Below are 19,908 nucleotides of genomic sequence, written 5' to 3' on the forward strand. Positions count from 1 at the left end.
CACGCTGACACACGACGCAGCACCGACCCTTAACGCATCCCCATACCCGGAATTTCAATGCCCGCCACCCGCCCAGCCCGATGGAACCTTACGATTCGAAGCCTTCACTGGCTCAGCGCCCTGGCCGTTATCGGCCTGTTCTCGAGTGGGTGGTGGATGACCGGGCTTGGCTACTACGACCCGTGGTATCACCAGGCGCCCTGGTGGCATAAGTCCTTTGGTATCACGCTGCTTGCGGTCACCGCGCTTCGCGTGGGGACCCGGCTGGTGACCGCCGCGCCCCCGTCCCAGGGCGCGCCGCTCGAGCGCCGCGCTGCGCACGCCGGTCATTTTCTTCTGTATGCCCTGCTTGTTTCCGTCATGGTGACCGGCTATCTGATTTCCACCGCCGAAGGCAAGGGCATTGACGTATTCGGTTGGGTGACGGTGCCGGCACTGCTTACCCCGTTCAAGGACCAAGCCACCATCGCCGGCAGCATCCACTGGTACTGCGCCTGGGCACTGGTCATTCTGGCCGCCGGGCATGCACTGTTCGCGATCAAGCATCATGTGATCGACAAGCACGACACCCTGCGCCGCATGGTGGGGATAAACCACAACGACACGACGTCTCACTAACGCAATTCAAGGAGCAAGATCATGACTTCACTGCTTCGTGCAGGCCTGGCCACTGCCATGATGGGCGCGCTCGCAACACCTGCGCTTGCCGCCGACTACAAGATCGACACCGAAGGGCAGCACGCCTTCGTTCAGTTCAAGGTTCAGCACCTGGGCTACTCCTGGCTTCTGGGCCAGTTCAACGATCTCGACGGTCACTTCAGCTTTGACCCGGACAACGTCAAGGACGCCTCCGTCGAGGTGACCGTCAACACCGACAGCCTCGACACCAATCACGCCGAGCGTGACAAGCACCTGAAAGGCAAGGAATTCCTGAACGCAAGCGAGTATCCGACCGCCAAGTTCGTGTCCACAGGCTACACCCCGGATGACGACAACAAGTTCGAAGGCGAGCTCAAGGGCAACCTGACTCTGCACGGCGTGACCAAGCCGGTCACCTTCGACGTCGACCGCATCGGTGGCGGTGACGACCCGTGGGGCGGCTACCGCCAGGGCTTCGAGGCTGAAGCCACCATCCAGCCGAACGACTTCGGCATCGACATGAGCTCGCTCGGTGACGCCTCCAAGGATGTGACGATCTACGTAACGTTTGAAGGCATCCGCCAGTAACGCGCGTCTACGCCCAACCAACGCCGCTACATCAAGGGCGCTAGTGACGTAAAAAGGCCCCGGCACATCGTGTCGGGGCCTTTTTGGTACCCACGTCGATACAGGGTTCAGTGGCAGTGCGCTACACCACAGCGTCGGCGTGCTGCGGGGCGCGGTGCGTCTTGTGTGCAGAGGCCTTGATTGGCGCAAGCGGCAACACCGCCTCCTCAAGCGCCCTTGCGGCCGGGTGGGTGAACGCGGTCCCGGCGATCACGTCATCGACAAGCCGGCCCTGTTCGATTGCGATCAACCGATGGCAGAGCCGTCGGGCAAGTCTCAGGTCATGGGTGATGAACAGAAGGCCCATGCCGGTACGGTCACAGGTCTCGGCCAGAAACCGGGTCAGTTCGACCTGAAGCACGGTGTCGAGGCCTGAGGTTGCCTCATCACAGACGAGATAGGCCGGTTCGATCGCCAGCGCCCGCGCCAGACACACGCGCTGGAGCTGCCCGCCGGAAAGCTGATGCGGCAGATAGGCGGCGTAGCTCGCCGGCAGCTTCACCACCTCGAGCAGGGCCTCGACCCGCGCCCTGCGGGCCCGCGCCGAGTGTCGGCTCAGATGCACCAGCGGCTCCTCGATGATGCGCCCGATAGTGTGGCCCGGATTGACCGCGCCGGGGCCATCCTGGAAGACGCCCTGCACCTGGCGCCGAAACGCCTTGAGCGCGCGCCCGCGGCGACCGACCGGCGCATCGTCGAGTTTGACCTCCCCCTGAGACGGACGCTCGAGGGCCAGTGCCAGCCGGGCAATCGTGCTCTTGCCCTCACCGCTGCCGCCGACCAGCGCCACACGCTCACCCCTTGCGACTGACAGTGACACGTCGTGAAGCACGCGACGGTCGCCATAGCAGTGATCGATGTTCTCAAGCGCCAGCATGGAACCCCTCCTCGCCGTAGAGCGCCCGATGAGCGCTTAAAAGATCACGCGCGGCCGCGCTTTGCGGGCGCTCGAACAAAAGCTCGGGCGTGGTGGACTCCACCAGCCGCCCATCGGCCATCACATGCACCTCGTCGGCAAAGGCCGCGACCACCCCCAGATCGTGCGTAATCAGAAGCACCCCGAGCCGGTGATGATGCACAAGCTCGCTCAGGAGCGTGAGAATGCGGTGCTGGGCGCGCGGGTCCAGATCGGAGGTCGGCTCATCGGCAATCACGAACGAGGCCTTACGAAGCAGCGCGATGGCAATCATCATGCGCTGCAGCATGCCGCCAGAAAGCTCGAACGGATACAGTGGCTTGACCTCGAGCGCGAGCCCGACCTGCGTGAGCGCCTCATCGACGCGCGACTGCGCCGTTGCCCCCCGCACCCCAAGCGTTGCCAGGGTTTCAAGCGCATGCGCCTCCATGGTCATCAGCGCGTTAAAGGCCGTGCGCGGGTTTTGCAGCACATGCGCCAGCCGGACACCGCCACCTGATTGCACCTCACCACCTGATCGAACCTCACCGCCTGAGTAGCGAAGCCCGGGCAGGTGCGTGCCGGCAAGGGCCGACGCCGTCAGTGATTTTCCAGAACCGCTCTGGCCGACCAGCGTGACCAGTCGAGCCGGTGGCACCGACAGCGAAACCTCCTGCACCAGTGGGCGCGGGCCATGATGGATCGACAGCGGCGACAGCGTCAGCGCCATCTCTGGCCGCGCCTGCGATGAAGACATCGAGGTCATCCGTGCATCTCCTTGAGCGCCGGGTCGAGGCGGTCTCTCACGCCATCGCTTAACAGGTTGAACGCGGTGACGCTTGCGAAAATGGCAAGCCCCGGCCATATGATCAGCCCGGGCTGGGTCCAGATCAGCTCACGGGCATCGCTGATCATCACGCCCCATTCGGCAGTGGGCGGTGAAACGCCAAGCCCCAGAAACGACAGCGCCGCCACGTGCAGCATCATGTGCCCGAGATCGAGCGTCAGAAGGATCAGCATCTGCGCGCTGATGCTTGGCAGCATATGATGGCGAAACACCGCCCAGCGCGAGGCGCCGCACATGATCGAGGCCTGAACGTAGTCGCGCTCACGAATCGACATTACCAGCACCCGCACCACCCGCGCGTACCAGGCCCAGTGCGTCACGGCGACGGCGATGATGACACTGCCCATACCAGGGCCCAACACCCCGATCAGGCACATGGCGGTCACGAACGTCGGCAGGGTCAAAAACAGGTCGGCGCCGCGCATCAGGTACTGATCGACCCGGCCGCCGGCAAGCCCGGCAAGGCTCCCGATCAAAAGCCCGATCGCGAATACCAGCGCAAGAATCGCGGCCACGGTGCCAAGCGACAGCCGGGCCCCGAACATGAGCCGGGTCAGCACGTCGCGCCCGAGGCCATCGGTACCGAGCCAGTGCTCGGCGCTCATCGGCGAGAGCCTGTGCGCGACATCGACCGCGTTCGGGTCGTACGGGCTCAGCACCGGCGCCAGAAGCGCCACACCGACAAGCACGACCACCAGCATCAGCCCGATCAGCGTGGTCACGGTGCGACACCTTAGCGACAGCCGCCACGCCTTATGCGATGTCGACGACGAAGACTCGCTCACGTTCGCCTCACTCATGCTCGCCTCACGCATGCTCACCCCCGGGCGCCGGCCCTTGCGTGCGGCGGCGCACCCGCGGGTCGATCCAGGCGTGCACCAGATCGACACCCAGATTGGCAAGCACATACACCAGCGTCATCAAGAGCGTGAAACACATCAGCACCGGAAAATCCCGGTTATGAATCGCCTCGACCGCAAAGCGGCCCACACCCGGCCAGGCAAAGATGTTTTCGATCACAAACGCACCGCCGATCAGCTCACCGATCGCCATGCCGGAGGCGGTTAGCAGCGGCAGCAGCGCGTGCGGAAGAATGTGCGCGCGCAGGCGCCTGGACGGCGACAGCCCACGAAGACGGGCGTAATGGACATGGCGCTGACCAGCCACCTCCACCAGCGAGGTTCGAAGCAGCCGCGCGTTGATCGAGATCGTCATCACCGAAATCGCAATCGCCGGCAACACGAAATGACTCGGGCCGCCGTAGCCCATCGGCGGCAGCCATTTAAGCCAGATCGAAAACACCAGCACCATCAAAAAGGCCAGCCAGAAGTTCGGCAGCGACACCCCGAGAAATGCCACGGCGCGCACCAGATGATCCGGCAGGCGCTCAGGGTAGCTGCCGGCGATCACCCCAAGCAGCACGCTGAAAATGACGGTCACGCAAAACGCCACGGCAACCAGCCAGAGCGTGGCCGGCAGATAATTGAAAAGCTCCGCGAGCACCGGGCGCCCGGTGATGTAGGACGTGCCGAAATCAAGGTGAAGCGCATTCCAGAGCCACTGGCCGTACTGCTGCCAGAGCGGTAGATCAAGCCCGAGCTGGTGCCTTACGGTGGCCACGGCCTGCTCGCTCGGCGCGATGCCGGAAAGACGCAGGTAATCGAGCGCCGGGTCCCCCCGCCCGAGATGCAGGAGCACGAACATCGCAAGCGAGACGATCAGCATCAACAGCGGAATCAGCGCCAACCGTCGTCCGGCCAGCCGCCACAGCGGCTCGAACCGACGACGCGTGAGCGCCGGAGAGGCTGCCTCACTCATCGCGGGCCGGCCTCATGCGCGCAAAGGGCACATCTTCAAGCGTGTCGCCGAACTGCACGTTGTCGACGTCTGGCCGACTGACCGAGCGCGACGTCACGTGGGTGATCGGCACATAGATTGCCGCCTCATGCAGACGCGTGAGGATGTCGTGATACAGCGCCCGGCGCTCGGTCTCATCCTGAAGCGTCAGCACGCGGACGATGGCGCGGTCGAGTTCGGCCTTGTCGGCAAGGCCTTTTTGTGCCTGATAGTCGGCGTGGGCCGGCACTCGCATCGAGCTTAAATACGCATGCGGCTCGTAAGGGGCGCCCCAGGTGTCGCTGTAGACCAGGTCAAACCCGCCGTTGCGCTCGCGCTGCATCAGCGCCGTTTCTTCCTCGCCGTGAAGCCGTACCTGTATGCCGATGTCGGCCAGATTGGCCTGCATCACCTGCGAAAGCGCCTTTTGAAGCGGGTCGTCGCCGACAAAATAGGCATCGAGGGTCAGCGGTGTGCCGGCCTTCGAGCGCAGGCCATCTTTTCCGCGCGCCCAGCCGGCGTTATCGAGCAGCGTCCGGGCCTTATTCGGGTCAAAGGCGTACGGCGTCAGAGCCACATCGGCGTAGGGCACATCGGATGAAAACAGCGCGCCCGCCTTGGGTTCGGTGTCAAAAAGCAGCGAGGTACGCATCGCGTCGGTGTCGATGGCGTGCTCGATGGCGCGGCGCACGCGGACGTCCCCAGTCGGCCCGTGGCTTGCGTTGATCACGAACGTTCGCGTGGCAAGCGGCTTGGAGGCGCGCGCGTTAAAGCGAGGATCCTGCGTAAAGCGCTGGAAGCTGTCGCTCGACACAAGCCCCCGGGTGCCCTGAACCAGATCGACCTTGCCGGTTTCGAGCGCAACGGCCCGGGTGTTCGGATCATTGATGATATGAATGTCGACGCCTGCGTAGGCCGGCGCGGTACCCCAGTACGTGGGGTTACGGGTGAAGTGGTCGACCCGGCCCGGCTCACGCTTTGAAAAGACCCAGGGGCCGGTACCGATAGGCCGGGAAAGACGGCAGGCGTCCTGGCCTGTCCTGGCTCCGGCATCGCCGTGCTCGCTTTCGGTCTGGAGCACGCCTGAGGATGCAAACCGCAGCGGGCGGATCAGCGACAGCTCCATCAGGGTTGGGTAGTACGGCGTTTTCAGCACCAGCGCAACGGTTCGCGCATCACGGACCTCGACCCGCTCGATCTTGTTCACCAGCGCGAGCCAGTCGTGGCGGTCACGGCATTGAAGAACAGCGTCCACGTTGGCCTTCACCGCCCGGGCGTCAAACGGCGCGCCGTCACTGAAGCGCACGCCGTCGCGAAGAGTGAATACGTAGGTGCGCCCGTCGTCGGAAATGTCCCAATTGGTTGCAAGCCAGGGCTCGATCTTACCGTCGTGAAACCGAACCAGCGGCTCATAGACCATGGCCTGCGCCATCATCTGATTGGCGCCATAGCCCTGGCTATCCAGCGGGCCAACGTCAAACGGCCAGGCTACATCCAGGATCGGCCCATCGGCCTGACTCATCGGCGTGACCAGCGTCAGCGCCATCAGCACGAGTGCGCAGCACCCGCGTCGCAAATCGTTCATCGTGATCAGAGCCTGCTCAAGCGTCATCAAGGAGGAAGGTCATGGGGGTGATGAGCCTAGCGAAGCGCTGATATGATGTCTATCCAGATTCCTCATACCCTGCGAGCCCATCATGCAACGCGTCACCATCACGCTTGACGAGGACCTGCTGTCGGCCATCGATGCCCGGGTCAAAAGCCACAATTATCAGGGCCGCTCGGAAGCGGTGCGCGATCTTCTGCGGACAGGACTGCTCGATTCGAGCACGCACAGCCCCGAACCCGCCAAACACTGCATCGCAACGCTTAGCTGGGTGTTCGACCATGCCACCCGTGATCTTGCACAGCGGCTATCGACGCTCTTTCACCGGCATCATTCCCTGATTCACACCACGCAGGAAATACCGCTCGATCACCATCACTCAATGGCGGTGGCGGTACTCAAGGGGGAAAGCAACAGTGTGCATGCATTGACGGAGCGGGTAATCAGCGAACGCGGCGTTCGCCATGGGCGGGTGTTCATGGTGCCGATCGCCCCGGACATCGAAGAACATGCCCACGGCGATCAGGTCGAGCCCCACACGCACTGGCGCGTGCGGGACAGCTAGGTCAGCGCGAACGCTTGGCAGGGTCAGCGCGAATGCTTAGTAGGCGGTGTGGTCGTCGTGAACGCGGTCGGCCATTTCGCCACGATCGTCATCGAGCGCACGCAGCTCGGACACCAGCGAACGCACCTGCTGATCGAAGCCATCGCACTCTTTTTTGAAAAACTGATAGGTCAGCGACAATGAGCGGCGCTTCTCGGCGCGCTCCAGAAACCGGGACTCGAGCTTTTCGGCGTGATGCTCGAGCCGGTCGGCCAGAAGGCTCGATTGGCCGTTGTTGCACACGACGTCCATCAGTGCCCGCACCTCGACAGAAAGCAGGTAGAGCTGACGCACGTTGCGTTTTTGAACCTCATGCGAGGTCGAGATGTTGTCGTCAAGAAGATCGATTTCGCCGAGTTCGCAAAGCGCGGTCTGTTCGGACATGATGAGCCTCCTTGAATAAGATGTTCTTAAAGTTTAACGCGATTTCTCGCCTACCCCCCTTACACCATGGTGGGACGCGACGATCCGTCACGCCGGCATAAACATCTTCATAAAAAAAGCCTGCACATGGCAGGCTTTTTAAGGCATATGAACTCGGCTTTAGACCTAGTCGGCCCAGCTGCCGTTGCGGTCGTGGCCCTTGTAGCTGACGCTTCCGCTTTCATCGACATTGCACTTCAGGTTCAACAGCGCATTGCCCTGGCCGTAGAGCGTAACCTCGAGATCGAACGGTTCACCCTGGGTATAGTCATCGATATTGTCCTGGCCATAGGGCAGGCCTTCGAGCTTGGGCGAATCCTTGACGGCAAGGTTCATGCACTCTTTTACCATCGGATTGTCCGGCGTTTTCGGCGGTGCCGCCTGCGCCAGCGAGACCATCATTACCGAGGCCAGCGCCGCCCCGGAAAGCTTCAACATATTCATAACACCACTCCTTGTGTCGGCATCGTCGCCATCGCGTGAAGGACGTGCTCCTATCATAGACACAACGAGCGGTCTCCGCCTGCGTCAAACGCTACTCGACGGGCTGCCCACCAAGCTCAAAGCCCTGATAGGTCACACCGCCTTTCTTATCCACCTGGCAGGTGACGTTGTAATAGGCATTGCCGTTACCTCTAAGACTGACCCTTAGCCGATACGGCGTGCCTTCGTGGTAGCGCACCACATTGCTGTGCTCAAACGGCAGCCCCTGTGTTTGCTCGGCGCCCTGGTGCGCAGCCTCGATGCACTGCTTGACCACCGGTGCCGAAGGCGCGTGAGGCGCGGCAAAGGCATTCGGGATGAAAAGTACCGTCGAAAGCGAGGCGGCAAGCATTAATCTGGGTAACCCCATGGTGTCTCCTGATCAAAATGAACGGTTGCCGACAGACCGTGCGTCGGCGTATTACTGAGACACCAAACCGATAATTAAGTTCAGGTTAAGCAAAATGCACAGCGGTAGGCGTTCACTGAAGATTGCACGGCGAACAGACAGCGCCCACCCCGAGATCGGACATTGCAAGGAGGCTTATCTTGGCGACCTTTCTGGACCCAAGCGTCATTCGTACCCGCTTTTCGAGCGCGATGTCGGCAATGTATCAAACCGAAGTACCGCAGTACGCCACGCTCCTGTCGCTGGTCGACACGGTCAATCGCTCTGTGCTCGAAAATGACCCCGCCCTTCACGCACGCCTTGAAAACGGCGATGAGCTTGCGCGACTCGGACTCGAGCGTCACGGCGCCATTCGCCTTGGCACCGCCGAGGAGCTTCACACGATGCGTCGGCTGTTCGCGGTCATGGGGATGTTTCCGGTGGGGTATTACGATCTCTCGGAAGCCGGCGTACCGGTACATTCCACCGCCTTTCGACCAGTGAGCGAGCAGGAGCTCAAGAAAAACCCCTTTCGCGTATTCACCTCACTCCTTCGTCTCGAGCTGATCGACAATGAGGCCTTGCGAGCGCAGGCGAGCGCGCTTCTGGCGAAACGTCAGATCTTTACCGATGGCGCGATTTCATTGATCGAGCGCGCCGAGCAACACGGCGGGCTGACCGCTGAGGACGCCGACCGCTTTGTGGCCGAGGCGCTGGAAACCTTCCGCTGGCACCCGGAAGCCACGGTCGATTACGCAACCTATCAGGCGCTGCACGACGAACACCGCCTGATCGCCGATGTGGTCTGCTTCAAGGGCCCCCACATCAACCACCTGACGCCAAGAACGCTCGACATCGACGCCGTACAGCGCCAGATGCCGGAGGCCGGCATAGCGCCCAAGGCCATCATCGAAGGCCCGCCCCGGCGTGAAGTGCCGATTCTCCTGCGCCAGACCAGCTTCAAGGCGCTCGAGGAACCCATCGACTTTGCCGGCCGCCACCACGGCACCCACACCGCCCGCTTCGGTGAAATCGAACAGCGCGGCGTCGCCCTCACCCCCAAGGGCCGAGCACTGTACGACCGACTGCTCACCGCCTCACGCGACGCGACCGCCGGACTCTCACAAGACGCCCACCAGCAGGCCTTGAGCGACGCCTTCACCGACTTCCCGGACGACGAACCAACGCTCAGACGCCAGGGACTTGCCTACTTCACCTACCGTTTAAGCGGCACGCCCGACGCAGACAGCACCATCGACACACACGATATCGACGACCTGATCGAGCGCGGCCTCATCGAGGCCACCCCGATCGTCTATGAAGACTTCCTGCCGGTCTCGGCCGCGGGTATTTTTCAATCGAATCTCGGCGAGGCCAAGGCGCACGGCGCGATGGGAAGCGGCAATCAGGCGGCATTCGAAGCCGCGCTCGGGGCCTCGGTGGCCGACGAATTCGCGCTTTATGAAAACCGTGAGCGCACCTCGCTCGAGGCCGTACAAAGTACGCTCGAAAAAGGCGCGCCCTGAGCGCCACACCGCCACCTGCCAAAGCGCCAGGCACACCATGTCTGGCGCTTTGGCGGGATTGGGCTTCATGGCCAGATCAACCTCTGCCTCACATACATGACATGGGGCGCATCGATCACGAAACACCACCGTGCAAACCCTGAAATCTTTGCCATGCTCGGAAAGGCGCGCATATCCACTTGCCAACCGACCACCGAAAGGACCGAGCATGTCATCGCATCCACGCCTTCACGACCTTACCCCGCTTGATCCAGCGTCCACGCCAAAGGGCATCCAGGCCGCCACCGCCCGGCAAAACGTCACGCCCGCGGCAGCGTTTGAAGGCCGAGCCGGCTATGACGCGGCCTTTCTGGACGAGTTCAAGATCGACCTTCCCCACGTGACCGAAAACGCCCCGGGGCGTGTTGCCCCGGTCGAGGGCCGCGACGATGGCCGGCTTGACTACACCCACTTTTCGATCGTGATGAACGAGCCCCGACGGCTGGCGTTTTTCACCGCCTTCAATCTTGATGGTCGACAAGCCCGCAGTGTCGCCCGCGGTAACGACCACTGGGCGCTCGATGGCCGGCTCGCGCTTGAGGCCCAGTGTGGGGAAGACCTTTATGCCAGAAACCCGCTCGACCGGGGACATCTGGTGCGCCGCTCGGCCGCCTGCTGGGGCGAGGACGCCGAACAGGCCAACGAGGACACCTTCCACTTCACCAACTGCACCCCGCAGATGGCGGCCTTCAACCAGCAGACCTGGCTGGGACTCGAGGACTACCTGCTCGGCAACGCCGTGAAGGACAAGGGCAAGGTCAGCATCTTTACAGGGCCGGTCTTCAAGGAGAGTGATCGCACTTATCGCGGCGTACAGATCCCCGAGGCGTTCTGGAAAGTGGTCGCCTTTCGCACCCCAGACGACGCCCCACGCGCCACCGCTTACCTGATCGCGCAGGACAAGGAACTCGATGACAACCTCGGGCTCTTTTTCGGCCAGTACAAGACCTTTCAGAAAAGCGTGGCCCGCATCGAGGCGTTGACCGGCCTCGATTTCGGCGACCTTCGCGACCACGATGGCCTGAGTAACGAAGAGCGTATCACGGGCGCGCGCATCGACATCCAACTAGACCGACTGGGTGACATTCACGTGTAAGCCTGGACACCTGAGCGGTTACCTCCATTAGCGATTCATGCGATGATCCTTGCCATTGAAAACGTGTACAGCACCCGGGAGACACCGGCATGGCGTGGACAGACAGTTGGGTATGGGGGGCGCTTGCGCTGATACTGGCACTTTTGGAGCTGGTATTGGGCGCAGGTGCCTTCGTGTTTCTGGCGCTCGCAGCGGCGGCGCTCGGCGGTGCGCTACTGGCGCTGTTCGGCGCAACGCTGATCTGGCAGCTCGCAGGGGTGGGCGTTCTGGCAGGCGCCCTGGTGCCGGTGTCGATCAAACGTATCGGCCGCCACACCAGCCCCAAGGCCAAGGGCTACGGCACCACCGGCACCGGGGTCGAGCAGGGCTATCACTTCATCACCGAGCCCCGCGAGTTCGACCAGACGCCTGCAATCAAGATCAAGGGCGACACCTACCGCGTACGTGACCGGGACGCCCCCGAGCGCCCGATTCCGATGGGCATGCGCGTGCGCTTCGATCATTTCGAGGGCACTACCGCCATCGTGGTGCCCGACCCCGTCACTGACACCCTCTCCAAGACCGAGACATAGGAACACCACCTCATGACGCTACTGCAAAGCCCGACCTTTCTGATTGCACTGATCATCCTGATTCTCGGGATCATCGTGGTTGCCAAGGGCCTGGTGATCGTCCGCCAGTCCGAGGTGATGGTGATCGAGCGTTTAGGCTCGTTCAATCGGCTGCTTGAAAGCGGCATCAACTTCATCATCCCCTTCATCGATCAGCCCCGCGCAATCACCATGATTCGCTACACCCGAAGCGGCGAGGATTACATTCCCATTTCGAGCACCGAAGCCCGCATCGACCGCCGCGAAACGGTGATGGATTTCCCCGGTCAGCCGGTGGTGACCACCGATAACGTGACGGTGCGCATCAACGGCGCGCTCTACTTTCAGATCATCGATCCGCGTGCGGCAGTGTATGAGGTCGAAAATGTCAGCCAGGCGATCGAGGTGTTAGCCAAGACCACGTTGCGCTCGGTAGTTGGCAAGATGGAGCTGGACCGTATCTTCGAATCGCGAAGCGAGGTCAACGACAAGATTCAGGCGGCTATGGACGAGCCCTCGAACAAGTGGGGCGTGCGCATCACCCGCGTCGAGGTCCAGGACATTCACATGCCCGAAGAAGTGGAAGACGCCATGCGCCTTCAGATGGCCGCCGAACGGCGCCGGCGCGCCACCGTGACCGAGGCCGAGGGCGAGAAGTCCGCTGCCATCGCCCGCGCGCAGGGCGAGCGTGAATCGGCGATCCTCAACGCCGAGGGCGACAAGGAAGCCACCATCCTGCGGGCGCAGGGCGAGCAGGAGTCGATCAAGCTGGTGCTGGAAGCGCTGGGTAATGACATCGACGACAAGCGCACCGTCGTCGGCTATCTCCTGGGTCAGACCTACATCAAGACCCTGCCGGACATGGCCAAGAACGGCGAGCGGGTGTTCGTGCCCTATGAGTCTTCTGCACTTCTAGGCTCGATGGGCATGTTCCGTGAGCTTTCGGGCACACCGGAAGACGTCGCCCGCGCCGCCAGCGCCACGAACTCGACCGTCGGACGGGCCGCGATGGGCGGCGCTGCCTTCGGCAGTTGACGGCCCAGGCGCCGGAACACTTCCGGCGCCTTAGACGCGATACCGACCAGGCGCAGGGCCGTGGTATCGTGCCGCTTTACCCTATTGCAGGATGCCCCCATGTCTGATTCCGCCCCCGCCACGCTCTACATCGTTTACTCCGGCCAGGCCGATGCCCGCTTCGACCAGGACTACTATCTGGAGCACCACCTGCCCAAGGTACGCGAGGCCTGGAAAGCCACCGGGCTCACGCGCGTCTCGGTCCTGTTTTCCGCCTCACTCGGTCAAAACGAAGCCGGAACGATTGCCATCGCCGAGGCCGTATTCAAGAACGAAGACGCCCTTCAGGCCTGCCTCGACGCCCCGGGCACCGGCGCACTGATGGGCGATGTGGCGAACTTCACCGACATCGAACCTGGCCTTTACCGCACGGTGCCGCTGTTTACCGACTAACGGGCAGCGTACCGACAGGCGCACGATTGACCGACTAATGCACAACACCGTCATCACGCAGGCTCGAGCGGCTTGATCCAGAACGACAGCCGCTTGGTGCTCAGCGCCTCATCACCGATATCGCGCCAGCGGAAATGCGCCGCAAGCTCAGGATGATGCTCATACCCCCGGCGACGCCAGAACCCATCCAGCGGCTGATAGGCCTCAGGCCGCTCGGGATGATCGGCCGGGCGCTCGACCGCACAGAAGGTGGTGTGGGTCACGCCTGGGAGGCCTCGCGCGTAGGCTTCGCGCCGCTCGAAAAACGCATGGCCGAGGCCGCGACCACGGTACTCGGGCAACAGAATCGACTCGCCGAAGTAGGCAAGGCTCGAGAGCGTCCAGCCCGCCTCACGAAACGGCACCTGAAACTCGGCCTCGGCCTCGGTCATTGGCATGACCGTACTCATGCCGACCGCACGGTCGCCTTCACGCACCAGAAAAATCGCCGCACTGGGGCTTTCGACGTAGTGCGTCAAATACTCGAACTCTTCCGCCTTCGGCGCGTGATAGAGGTAGGGAAAGGTCGAAAACACGCCGAGGCGCAGCTCGGCCAACGCATCAAGCCAGGGGCGAATGGCGCTCCCGGTCAGCGTCTGGATTTGAAGGGGCTCGCCCTGATAGGTCATCTCATCGCTCATTGACGGCTCGGTGAACCGATAAGCGTACTCGATCTCGCGCGCGCATCGATAGGCCGCGCCGACGCACGTCGAACCGTTCACGTCATCGAACGCCTGACAGGGCCTTGACGCCGGTTATCGCTGGCTCGAACCGCGCGCGAGTGTCTACGCTTGGTCGACGAAATCACCTCGGAGTCGTCATGCAGCTTTCCCCACTTCGCCACCACGGCCGGTTCGACTACCGCCCGATCACCCAACACGACGCCAAGACCTGGCCGAACGGCGCCAGGCTTGCGGTGTATATTGGCCTCAATCTGGAACACTACGCGTTTGGCGAGGGCCGAGGCGTCGGTATCGCCCCGCCCGCTCCTGACGGTGAGCCGGACGTTTTGAACTACAGCTGGCGTGAATACGGCAATCGGGTCGGGGCCTGGCGCTGTCTTGAGCTGTTCGATCAGCTCAATCTGCCGGCTGGCGTGATCGCCAACACCTCGATTCTCGATCACTGCCCGGCGCTTCTGGATGCGTTTCACGCCCGAGGCGATGAAGTGATCGCCCACGGCCACACCAACGCCGAGCGTCAGGGACAAATGACGCCCGATGACGAGCAGGCGCTGATTCATGCCTGCCGCGCGCGGTTGAGCGAGCGCTACGGCGCGCCGCCCACCGGCTGGCTGTCGCCGTGGATCTCGGAAAGCGAACGCACGCCCGGGTTTTTGAAAGAAGCAGGCTTTGACTACACCCTGAACTGGGCCTTTGACGACCGCCCCTGCCCGATGACCACCGAGGCCGGGCCGCTGCTGTCGGTGCCCTACCCACAGGAAATCAACGACATCCCGACCATTTCGGCTCATCGCGTCAGCATGAACGAGTTCGCGACCATGATCCGGGATCAGTTTCACGAGCTGAAGGCGCAGTCCGCCGAGCAGCCGCTGGTGATGGGCATCGCCCTGCATCCGTTCATCGTCGGGCAGCCGTTTCGCCTGCGTGTGCTGCGCGAGGTGCTCCGCGAGCTGGCGGAGCATTCCCTCGAGGACGGCGTATGGTGGACCACCCCGGGCGAGATCGCCCGGGCGTGGTCGGAGACGTCCTAAACGCTATTCGCTGCGCTACGGCGCCGGGGCAGCGCTGGTCTCATGAAGCTTCTGGTTGAACGCCCGCACCGCCCTGGCCCGCTCGCTGGTGGTGCGGGCGTCGGCGTTCGGGCCGTAGTTTGCGAGGAAATCGAGCAGCACGCCGTTGGTCCAGCCAAAGCCATCGACCACCTCGTACTCGCCGCCCCCACCGACGCCGGCGGATTCGACGTCGTATTTCTCGACCAGCTTGCCGGTCTCGCGGTAGACGCGCTCATTGGTGTCGATCCAGCGGGTGGCAATGGTGCGAGCAAGCTCGATGTGGCCGTAGCGCTCGAGTCCGCGTACCGCGAGCCACTGAAGCGGCGCCCAGCCGTTCGGCGCGTCCCACTGCTCGCCGGTGTTGCGCGGCGTGGTTACAAGCCCGCCCGGGCGCAGCAGTTCACTGCGCACGGTGGCCGCGGTGGCGTCAGCCTGCGCAGGCGTTGCAATGCCGAAGGCGAGTGGGAAGACCATCGCCGCCGTGACGCGGTGCGTAAGCTCCTCCGTGCGCCAGTTGTAGTCGGTGTAGAAGCCGCGTGAATCCCAGAACACGTGGTTGATCGCCTGGCGGCGGCGCTCGGCGCGCTCGGCAAACATACGCGCCTGTTCGGCATCCCCCTTCACTGCCCACGCCTGCGCGAGCGTCTTTTCAAGATTAAACATCAGCGCGTTCAGATCCACCGGCGCCAGCGCCCGGGTGTTGATGCTTGTTTGATGCGTGCCCTCGGCCATCCAGCGGGAGCTGAAGTCCCAGCCGCTTTCGGCGGCGGCGCGCAGGTTGCCGTAGATCTCGTTGGCCGGCCGCGTACTTTTTGCCGCTACCGCCCGGTCGCCGGCGTAGGACTCGGCGCGTGGTCGGTTCTCGCCGCCTGAGTAGCGGTTAAGGACCGTGCCGTCCGCAAGCTTGACCACGTGCGCGCCCGCGCTGCCCGGGGCAAGCTCTTCAGCGCCGCGCATCCACCAGCGGTATTCCGCCATGAGCTCGGGCAGGTAGCGGCGATAGACCTGATTGCCGTCTTTTTGCGCCAAAAGCGACACCATCGAGGCAAAAAACGGCGGCTGGCTGCGGGTCAGAAAGTAGGTGCGGGTGCCGTTGGGGATAAAGCCGTAACGGTCGATCAGCCAGGCAAAGTTCTCGACCATGTCCCGCACCAGGTCGAAGCGCTCGCTGCGCGCCAGCCCGACCATGGTGAAGTAGCTGTCCCAGTAGAACATCTCGTTGAAGCGCCCACCCGGCACCACGTAGGGGTGCGGAAGCCCCACCAGGCTACTGTAGGGGTTGGCTGACACCTCTCTTGAGCGGCGAGTCAGCACCGGCCATAGATTCTTGATGTGCTGGGCGACCGGCGTATTGGCCGGCTCCTCGAGGTGGCTTTCATTGGCGGGCGGCTCATCGAAATTGGCCTTGACGAAGGCCAAAAGCGCCGGCCTGGACAACGGCCCCGTCACGGTTTTTGCCTCGAACTCGGAAACGATGGCCTCCGGGTCACGCTTTGGAATCAGATCCACCACCGTCTTGCCATCGGGGTAGAGTTCGGCCTCGGCGACGGCTGTCATGACCGGGCCCCACCACTGCTCGGGCGAGTGCGCCGCGCTCTTGGGCGTCGGCTCGGCTGAAAACGCGGCGCAGCCCGACAGCACGACAGCGCACAAAAGCACCGAAACCCACTGGGCCGGCGCGCGTAAACCACGATGATTGAGCATGAAGCTTCCCCGAAGATGACCGTTATTGTGTGATGCGCTCACTGCGTTGCCACGCACGTATATCAGCGACACCTTACAAGATGGTCTACCTCGGGCAATACCTCCTCTGCGCCTTTCGTCGTGGCCCGACCACGCCAACCTATTTACCAAGCCCTAGGCTACTCAGCCCTGGGCCGACATCAGCGGCCCAGGGTTTTCCAGGTAGCGCTCACGAATGTGCTTGGCCGACCAGTACGTCAGCGCCGCGACCGTGCCGGTCGGGTTGTGCTGCATGTTCTGGGGAAAGGCGCTGGCCCCGAGCACAAACAGGTTGTGCGCGTCCCAGTGCTGGAGGTAGCGGTTGACCACCGACGTATTCGGGTCGGTGCCCATGATCGCGCCCCCGGTCAGGTGGGTCGACTGGTAGTGCGACGGGTCGAAGTGATCGCCCACCCGCTTGATACTTTCGGTGTGGTAGTCCGGCTTGAGCTCTCCCACGATGTCGCGCATGCGATCGCCCATGAACTGGGTCATTTTCAGGTCGTTCTCTTTCCAGTCGTAGGTCATGCGCAGCAGAGGGTCGCCGTTCGGATCGCGGTAGGTCGGATCGAGATCCAGATAGACATCACGGTAGGCCATATTGCTGCCGGTGGAGCCGAGCATCATGTGGTGGCCGTAATGGGCCTTCGCATTGGCCTTCCATTCGCTGCCCCAGGACGGTGAGCCCGGCGGCACCTTGACCCCGCCGATCGCGCCGCTCGGTCCTTGCGTGGTGTAGATGTAGGCGCCGCCTATGAAGCCGTGGCGGGCGGTATCGAACGTGTCCGGGCTGAAATCGTCGATGACCTGCCCGCTGCCGCCGGCATTGATGAACGGATTGAACCGGTGGCGCTTGAAGTACATGTCCACCGACCCGGTCAACTGGTAGGTGAAGTTACGCCCGACGACGCCGGTGTTGCTGACCGGGTCGTATGGCTTCCCGACCTCGGACAACAGCAACAGCCGTACGCTGTTGATCGGGAACGCCGCCAGAATCACCAGTCGCGCCGGCTGGAAGATTTCATTGCCGTCGCCATCCGTGTAAAGCACGCCCTTGACGGTCTGGCCGTCGTCGCTTTTGACGATGCGCGTCACTTCGCACTGGGTGCGGTAACTGAAGTTATCGCGTCGTTTGAGGGCGTCGAGCACGCAGGTCTGAGGCGAGGCCTTGGAGTAATTGAGGCAGCCGTAGTTGCTGCAATAGCCACAGAAATTACACGGCCCGAGCTGCATGCCATATGGGTTGGTCCAGGCCTCGGAGACATTGGCCGACGGATAAGGGTACGGATGCCACCCGAGCTTTCTGGTCGCGTCGGTAAAGAGGGTGTCAGTCAGCGTTCGCGGCAGCGGCGGCAGCGGAAACGGGTTCTGCCTCGGCCCCTCGAACGGATTGCCACCCTCGATCAGGGCGCCTTGAACGTTGCCTGCCTGCCCGGACAGCCCCGCCACTTTCTCGAAGAAATCGTAATGCGGCTCGAGCTCTTCGTAGGTAACGCCGTAGTCCTGAATGTTCATGTTGTCCGGCAGGAAGCCGGGCTCAAAGGTCTCGTCGGCAAACCGCTTCATCGAAAGCTCGGTCGGCGTGGCGCGATACAATACGCCGGTCCAGTGCGCACCGGCACCGCCCACTCCGTTGCCCGGGTGGAACGTGGTCCAGTGCCGCTGGGGGGCTGCCATCTCGTTTTGATTGCGCCGAATGGTGACCGTGGCCTGCCTGGGCCGCTGCATCATGCTCAGCCGCACGCCGTATTTAAGCTCATCGGCAGGCTTTGGATACAGGAAGTCTTCCTTAGTGCGGTCCTCACCGCGCTCGAGCGCGAGGACATCGAGGCCGGCATCGGTCAGCTCCATGCCCATGATGGACCCCGTCCAGCCCAATCCGATGATAACGGCATCGACACCGGGTTTCGTCGTCGTCATGTGTCAGTCCTTGCTCGGTGACGGTGTCTGATTGTCTGTTGCGTGCTCGGCGGAAGTCTTCGCCCCGTAACGCGTCGGCGCGCCGCTGTAGCCTGGTTGCTCATTAAGCGTTTCGCGCACGTCCTTGACCTGTTCGGCGCTCACGGCACCGCCGGTATTGCCCCACCCGGCGCGAACGAAGGTGGCGAGCGCCGCCACCTCCTGATTCGACAACCGCCAGGCAAACCCCGGCATCATGAGTCGCTCGGGGTTTTTCGGCGTGGACGGCAACTGAGCCCCGGCCAAAATGGTGTGAATCAGGCCAGTCGGATTCTCGGCGTTGACCAGTGAATTACCGACCAGCGAGGGGAAAACACGCGGTGCGCCAGTGCCGGAAGCGAAATGGCAGGCATTGCAGTTGTCCAGATACAGCCGCGCGCCCGCATCCAGACCGGTTGCCCTGGTCAGGGTCTGCTCGGTGCTTGATTCCTTGGCAACGCCGGTTGCGTCGGAGTCGTTGCCGCGGGTGCTTCCTTCGGCCGGAAGCGTTTTCAAATACGCCGCGATCGCGGTCAGATCCTGCTCGCTCAGATGCGAGGTGCTGTTGGCGATGACCGAGGTCATCTCCCCACCTACCGCGCTGTGGGCATTTCGCCCTGTGGCCAGATACTCGGCGATGTCGTCGCGGCTCCAGCCGGCGAGCCCCGATACCTTCGCCCCTTCCTCGTCCGCGGGTTGGCCACGAAGGCTCGGCGCCCACCAGCCGTTAAGATTCGCCCCGGACAGGTACTCTGAGCCATCCTCTTCGTTGAGTGCCTTTTCCTGCTGGAAGAGCCCGCGCGGAGTATGGCAGCTGCCGCAGTGCCCGAGCCCCTGCACTAGGTAGCGACCGCGATTTACCTCGGCGTCGGACGATGGCGTCGGTGTGAACGTCGACTGATCGACAAACAGCCAGTTCCAGGCTGTAATGCCCCAGCGTTGATCGAACGGGAAGCTCAGATCGGTCTGTTCCGGCTGGTGCTCGACCGGCTCGACGCCGTGCATGAAATACACGTACAGAGCATGCACATCCTCATCGGTCAGACGGGCGTAGGACGGGTACGGCATGGCCGGGTACAGGTTGGCACCATCGGCGCGCTTGCCTTGTCTGAGCGCGGCGGCGAATTCCTGTTCGGTGTAGCCGCCGATGCCGGCGTGCGTGTCCGGCGTGATGTTGGTGGAGTAGATCGTGCCGAACGGACTTTCGATCGCAAGCCCACCGGCAAACGGCTTGCCGTCCGGTGCGGTGTGGCAGGCGACGCAATCGCCGGCGCGCGCAAGGTACGCCCCCCGCGCCAGGGTGTCCGGGTCGGACGATGCCCCCGCCGAGGCGCTCGCCTGAACCGCAAAAAGCGACAGCGTCGCCATCAGTACTACAGTGCGTTTTTTCATGAGTGCATTCTTTTAA

21 protein-coding genes are annotated in these 19,908 nt (G+C 62.8%); 9 read left to right on the top strand and 12 right to left on the bottom strand.

Annotated elements, in window-relative coordinates:
• The first annotated feature begins 57 nt into the window (after positions 1–57).
• Both NAT23_RS07325 and NAT23_RS07330 read left to right on the top strand, forming a co-directional pair.
• Complete coding sequence (locus NAT23_RS07325; protein WP_251926848.1) at positions 58–618, top strand: cytochrome b; 561 nt, start codon at positions 58–60, stop codon at positions 616–618.
• A 21-nt stretch (positions 619–639) separates the two neighbouring features.
• Complete coding sequence (locus tag NAT23_RS07330; RefSeq protein ID WP_251926849.1) at positions 640–1,227, top strand: YceI family protein; 588 nt, start codon at positions 640–642, stop codon at positions 1,225–1,227.
• Positions 1,228–1,348: 121 nt separating this feature from the next.
• On the opposite strand, the gene NAT23_RS07335 is transcribed toward NAT23_RS07330, so the two are convergent.
• From NAT23_RS07335 to nikA, 5 genes are all read right to left on the bottom strand, one after another.
• Complete coding sequence (locus NAT23_RS07335) at positions 1,349–2,143, bottom strand: ATP-binding cassette domain-containing protein (RefSeq protein WP_251926856.1); 795 nt, start codon at positions 2,141–2,143, stop codon at positions 1,349–1,351.
• Entirely contained in the window at positions 2,130–2,927 is a 798-nt protein-coding gene (locus NAT23_RS07340) for an ATP-binding cassette domain-containing protein (protein ID WP_251926858.1), read from the bottom strand. The genes NAT23_RS07335 and NAT23_RS07340 overlap by 14 nt, the downstream gene beginning before the upstream one ends.
• Positions 2,924–3,730 (bottom strand): nickel ABC transporter permease subunit NikC, encoded by an 807-nt coding sequence (gene nikC / locus NAT23_RS07345; protein ID WP_251926860.1) that lies wholly within the window; start codon positions 3,728–3,730, stop codon positions 2,924–2,926. The genes NAT23_RS07340 and nikC overlap by 4 nt, the downstream gene beginning before the upstream one ends.
• Before the next feature lie 85 nt (positions 3,731–3,815).
• Complete coding sequence (gene nikB, locus NAT23_RS07350; protein ID WP_251926862.1) at positions 3,816–4,826, bottom strand: nickel ABC transporter permease subunit NikB; 1,011 nt, start codon at positions 4,824–4,826, stop codon at positions 3,816–3,818.
• Positions 4,819–6,429: a nickel ABC transporter substrate-binding protein gene (nikA, locus tag NAT23_RS07355; RefSeq protein ID WP_251926865.1), complete on the bottom strand. Its 1,611-nt coding sequence runs from the start codon at positions 6,427–6,429 to the stop codon at positions 4,819–4,821. Before nikA ends, nikB begins: the two co-directional genes overlap by 8 nt.
• Positions 6,430–6,541: 112 nt before the next feature.
• Here nikA and nikR point away from each other — a divergent pair, with 112 nt between their 5' ends.
• Entirely contained in the window at positions 6,542–7,015 is a 474-nt protein-coding gene (gene nikR, locus NAT23_RS07360) for a nickel-responsive transcriptional regulator NikR (protein ID WP_251593051.1), read from the top strand.
• 36 nt (positions 7,016–7,051) lie between these two features.
• On the opposite strand, the gene NAT23_RS07365 is transcribed toward nikR, so the two are convergent.
• The 3 genes from NAT23_RS07365 to NAT23_RS07375 form a co-directional block, all read right to left on the bottom strand.
• Complete coding sequence (locus NAT23_RS07365) at positions 7,052–7,438, bottom strand: hypothetical protein (RefSeq protein ID WP_251593052.1); 387 nt, start codon at positions 7,436–7,438, stop codon at positions 7,052–7,054.
• A gap of 165 nt (positions 7,439–7,603) precedes the next feature.
• Positions 7,604–7,921: a hypothetical protein gene (locus NAT23_RS07370; RefSeq protein WP_251926866.1), complete on the bottom strand. Its 318-nt coding sequence runs from the start codon at positions 7,919–7,921 to the stop codon at positions 7,604–7,606.
• 91 nt (positions 7,922–8,012) lie between these two features.
• Positions 8,013–8,330, bottom strand: a complete 318-nt coding sequence (locus NAT23_RS07375) for a hypothetical protein (protein WP_251926868.1) — start codon at positions 8,328–8,330, stop codon at positions 8,013–8,015.
• A 179-nt stretch (positions 8,331–8,509) separates the two neighbouring features.
• Between NAT23_RS07375 and hglS the strand changes: the two genes are divergently transcribed.
• From hglS to NAT23_RS07400, 5 genes are all read left to right on the top strand, one after another.
• A complete protein-coding gene (gene hglS / locus NAT23_RS07380) occupies positions 8,510–9,874 on the top strand; it encodes a 2-oxoadipate dioxygenase/decarboxylase HglS (RefSeq protein ID WP_286009982.1) in 1,365 nt (454 codons plus the stop codon).
• Between the two features lie 208 nt (positions 9,875–10,082).
• Positions 10,083–11,009, top strand: coding sequence for a DNA/RNA non-specific endonuclease (locus NAT23_RS07385; protein WP_251926870.1), 927 nt, complete (start codon positions 10,083–10,085; stop codon positions 11,007–11,009).
• 89 nt (positions 11,010–11,098) lie between these two features.
• Positions 11,099–11,581, top strand: a complete 483-nt coding sequence (locus NAT23_RS07390; protein WP_251926872.1) for a nodulation efficiency, NfeD-like protein — start codon at positions 11,099–11,101, stop codon at positions 11,579–11,581.
• A 12-nt stretch (positions 11,582–11,593) separates the two neighbouring features.
• On the top strand, positions 11,594–12,634 hold the full coding sequence (locus tag NAT23_RS07395) for an SPFH domain-containing protein (protein ID WP_251926874.1): 1,041 nt from the start codon (positions 11,594–11,596) through the stop codon (positions 12,632–12,634).
• Positions 12,635–12,733: 99 nt separating this feature from the next.
• Complete coding sequence (locus NAT23_RS07400) at positions 12,734–13,066, top strand: EthD family reductase (protein ID WP_251926876.1); 333 nt, start codon at positions 12,734–12,736, stop codon at positions 13,064–13,066.
• A gap of 53 nt (positions 13,067–13,119) precedes the next feature.
• Here the strand turns inward: NAT23_RS07400 and NAT23_RS07405 are convergent, their stop codons facing one another.
• Positions 13,120–13,827: a GNAT family N-acetyltransferase gene (locus NAT23_RS07405; protein WP_251926878.1), complete on the bottom strand. Its 708-nt coding sequence runs from the start codon at positions 13,825–13,827 to the stop codon at positions 13,120–13,122.
• 98 nt (positions 13,828–13,925) lie between these two features.
• On the opposite strand from NAT23_RS07405, the gene NAT23_RS07410 reads away from it, so the two are divergent.
• Positions 13,926–14,819, top strand: a complete 894-nt coding sequence (locus tag NAT23_RS07410) for a polysaccharide deacetylase family protein (protein ID WP_251926882.1) — start codon at positions 13,926–13,928, stop codon at positions 14,817–14,819.
• 15 nt (positions 14,820–14,834) lie between these two features.
• On the opposite strand, the gene treA is transcribed toward NAT23_RS07410, so the two are convergent.
• From treA to NAT23_RS07425, 3 genes are all read right to left on the bottom strand, one after another.
• A complete protein-coding gene (gene treA, locus NAT23_RS07415) occupies positions 14,835–16,544 on the bottom strand; it encodes an alpha,alpha-trehalase TreA (RefSeq protein WP_251926883.1) in 1,710 nt (569 codons plus the stop codon).
• 162 nt (positions 16,545–16,706) lie between these two features.
• Positions 16,707–18,482, bottom strand: coding sequence for a GMC family oxidoreductase (locus NAT23_RS07420; RefSeq protein ID WP_251926885.1), 1,776 nt, complete (start codon positions 18,480–18,482; stop codon positions 16,707–16,709).
• Positions 18,483–18,485: 3 nt separating this feature from the next.
• Positions 18,486–19,892, bottom strand: a complete 1,407-nt coding sequence (locus NAT23_RS07425) for a c-type cytochrome (RefSeq protein WP_251926887.1) — start codon at positions 19,890–19,892, stop codon at positions 18,486–18,488.
• Between the last annotated feature and the right edge of the window lie 16 nt (positions 19,893–19,908).

The organism is Larsenimonas salina (assembly GCF_023736155.1).
GTDB lineage: Bacteria > Pseudomonadota > Gammaproteobacteria > Pseudomonadales > Halomonadaceae > Larsenimonas > Larsenimonas salina.